The sequence below is a fragment of the Methylomagnum sp. genome, from assembly GCF_054333355.1.
Map to the genome: position 1 here is coordinate 1 of NZ_JBTEKS010000475.1, position 3,055 is coordinate 3,055.

General features: G+C 59.9%; 5 protein-coding genes. All 5 read left to right on the plus strand.

Annotation, left to right across the window (positions count from 1 at the left end; genetic code table 11):
• A partial coding sequence (locus tag ACXWUF_RS21285) for a BsuBI/PstI family type II restriction endonuclease (protein ID WP_458496546.1) occupies positions 1–515 on the plus strand: 515 nt, incomplete at its 5' end.
• A gap of 92 nt (positions 516–607) precedes the next feature.
• Positions 608–847, plus strand: coding sequence for a hypothetical protein (locus ACXWUF_RS21290; protein ID WP_458496547.1), 240 nt, complete (start codon positions 608–610; stop codon positions 845–847).
• Positions 822–1,016, plus strand: coding sequence for a hypothetical protein (locus ACXWUF_RS21295; RefSeq protein ID WP_458496548.1), 195 nt, complete (start codon positions 822–824; stop codon positions 1,014–1,016). The genes ACXWUF_RS21290 and ACXWUF_RS21295 overlap by 26 nt, the downstream gene beginning before the upstream one ends.
• Before the next feature lie 343 nt (positions 1,017–1,359).
• Positions 1,360–2,745 (plus strand): putative Ig domain-containing protein, encoded by a 1,386-nt coding sequence (locus tag ACXWUF_RS21300; protein ID WP_458496549.1) that lies wholly within the window; start codon positions 1,360–1,362, stop codon positions 2,743–2,745.
• A gap of 106 nt (positions 2,746–2,851) precedes the next feature.
• Positions 2,852–2,986, plus strand: a complete 135-nt coding sequence (locus ACXWUF_RS21305) for a hypothetical protein (RefSeq protein ID WP_458496550.1) — start codon at positions 2,852–2,854, stop codon at positions 2,984–2,986.
• Positions 2,987–3,055 lie beyond the last annotated feature (69 nt).

Genomic DNA, 3,055 nt, shown 5'->3' on the forward strand with positions numbered 1-3,055 from the left:
CCAAGGAACGCGAGCAGAGCCGCATCCCGGTTGAGATCGCACCGGGCCAGCAAATCACTCTCAGTCCCGGAGAGCATAGCGAACTGATCCGGGCCATCGTCGAGGGCTTCGCCCCGCGCTTCGCGCCGGGTAGCGTACTGGTCTATGTCGGCGACACGGGCGACAAGTGGGGTTACTTCGATGCCGCCCTGCTGGCCGGACTGGGTGTCGATGTGGATTCACACGGCAAGATGCCCGACGTGGTGTTGCACTACACCGAGAAAAATTGGCTGCTACTGGTGGAGTCTGTCACCAGTCACGGGCCAGTCGATGGCAAGCGGCACGCCGAGCTTGCCAAGCTATTTGCCGGATCGGCTGCCGGACTGGTCTATGTGACCGCTTTCCCGAATCGGGCAATCATGGCGCGATACCTTCCTGAAATCGCTTGGGAAACCGAGGTATGGGTGGCTGATGCACCGTCACATCTAATTCATTTCAATGGCGAGCGTTTTCTTGGGCCACATAACGCGCCCTAACTAAGGCGCTGCGTCAATAATCGCAACCGATGCGCCACCTTCGTCGGCACATCCTATGTGGACCAAAATACCCACGGTCGAAGGCGACAATTATGAACAAACTCACATGGCAAGAAATGAAAACCCAGTATCCAGAAGAATGGTTACTGATTACCGATTTCGACCTAGACGCCTCCGGCCATATTTTGGCGGGTATCGTTGACCGGCATTCAAAACAAAAAGATACGGTCTATCGCTTGCCCAAATTAAATAAACCGACAGCGTTTCGGTATACCGGCGAATCTAATTTTTCTGGATTGAGAAGCCATGCTGGAAAATCGCACGGCGTTTGACACTGGCAGGCACCACATCCATTTGGAATTCAGCGTGACCGGTTCAAATGGGGCGTCGCACAGCGTGGCGGGGATTCTGGATGCCGGAGCGCCTAGAACGGATTTTGAGCCGTCTTGGGGTATTGATGCGTTGATTGGATTTCTTTCGCCGCTTTCGGGTAACGATTGATTTCGAGGATGGATTAATCATGACATCGCTTTATGGATAATACGAGTTCGCAGGCGGCATATTAAAAAGCACAGAAACGGGCATGGCGACATGCCCGTTTTTTTTCGCTTGTTCCCACACGGCGCGTGGGAACCAACGAACGGGCGCTTTTCATACGAAAATTGCCGTCATTTTTTGCAGTACCGCAGCCATGGAATGGCCGGAAAAACCCGGCGTCTTGGTTATTTACAAGCATTTTCAAACGGTTAGATAGTTGGCTCGATGAATGCTTTATAAGTGGCGACCACCCAGCGGCCACATCGGCCCCAAGCAGAATCACCCACAATCCATTCAGGAGTCAGCCATGAATCATTCAAACCACCGGACGTTGCGGGTGTGGCAAGCGACCGCCGTCGGCTCCAGAAAAAAACTCGCCGCGCTGCCGCTAGCCCTGTTGGGCATGGCGGGCGCGGGCGACGCGCTGGCCCGGTCCGGCTACTCCAACGATGTGGCGGCTTGGTGCGCCAACGCGGGCAGGCCGGCACCGACGCCTTCCTTGCTGAACTGTGATACCTGCCATGGCAATAAGACGCCCTTCCGAAACCTCCGCAACGCGCCCGCCAACCCCACTTACCTGAATTATTTCTGCAAGGCCGCCGCCACGCCGACGAATAAGGCACCGGTGGTCAGCGTCGCCGCCTCCGCCAATGCCGTGGAAGGGAAATTACTCAGGCTGACAGTCGGGGCCACCGATCCCGATAAGAACGCGGTCACGCTGGCGGCGAGCAACCTTCCGCAGGGCGCGAGCTTCAACGCGGCCACCGGCCAATTTGGCTGGACGCCGGATATCGGCACCGCCGCCGTGACGCCGACGGTCATCGTGAACTTTGCGGCCACCGACCAGCCCACCAACGGCACGGCACCCTTGACCAGCCGAGCCTCCGTCACCATCCAGGTGGCCGCGACCTCCGCCACGGTGAATAATCCGCCGGTCATCGCGCCCATCGCCGATCAGAACGCCTATGTCGGCACGCCCTTGAGCTTCAAGGTCACGGCCAGCGACAAGGACGGCGACACGATCACCCTGAGCGCCGCCGGTCAACCGCTGTCCTTGGGTGGCAGCTTCGACCCGTCCACCGGCCTGTTCACCTGGACCCCGACCGCCGCTCAAGTCAGCACGCCTTCCGCGCCCTACCTCCTCACCGTGACGGCGACAGACGACTTCGGCACCCCGGCCAGCACCACCGAGACCGTCAGCATTTCTGTCAATGCCGCTGGCGGCGGCGATGCGTCCATCACTCGCCTGCTGGTGCAGAAGGCCGCTTGGAATAACAAGGCCGGCAAGCTGTCCGTTGCGGGCAAGCTGGGCTTGACCAAAGGCAAGGCACCCGCCGGTTTGGCCGTCAATGTATGGGATGGCGATACCAGCGCTTTGTTAGGGTCAGCCAATGTCAACAAAAACGGTGGCTGGACCTTCATGGGCGACCTGGGCCAGGACGCCTCGCCCTGCTCCGTGCGCGTAGAGATCAATGGCTTGGCGGCCTCCAAGAAGGTGGCCCGTTCCGGCTGCGGTAGTTCGACCAGCACCGGCGGTTCCCGTGGGGGCGACGATGATGGTGGCCGCGAGAATGAGGGCCATGACCAAAAATCGGAGCGCGGCGAGCGGCATGGCCGGGATGACGACGGCCGCGAGAATGAGGGCCATGACCAAAAATCGGAACGCGGCGAGCGGCATGGCCGACATGATTAGCCTTTCCGAACGTTCCCAAGCTCCGCTTCGCTGCCATTAAGTTAAACGCTCGTAGTCCCGCCCCTTCGGCTCCGCTCAGGACAGGCTTCAGGCGGCGGGCGGCGACTTGTTCGTGCATCTCACCAGCACGGGCCAGCCGGGCCGCTTCGGAAGCTGGGGCGTGCTGGGGAACATGTGGCAGCCGGGGTCGCCCAAGTCGGAGGCGTTGATTCAGTTCATCCTGGCGAATCCGGCGACTTAGCCCTGTGGGGATGGGCTCGGTGGGAGTGGGCTTCCGCCCACGACAGTTCCCACTAGTCGTGGGCTGAAG

Excerpts from the sequence above, each read along its gene's own strand:
- ACXWUF_RS21300 (WP_458496549.1), top strand. The coding sequence starts at position 1,360 with ATGAATCATTCAAACCACCGGACGTTGCGGGTGTGGCAAGCGACCGCC.
- ACXWUF_RS21290 (WP_458496547.1), top strand. The coding sequence starts at position 608 with ATGAACAAACTCACATGGCAAGAAATGAAAACCCAGTATCCAGAAGAA.
- ACXWUF_RS21295 (WP_458496548.1), top strand. The coding sequence starts at position 822 with ATGCTGGAAAATCGCACGGCGTTTGACACTGGCAGGCACCACATCCAT.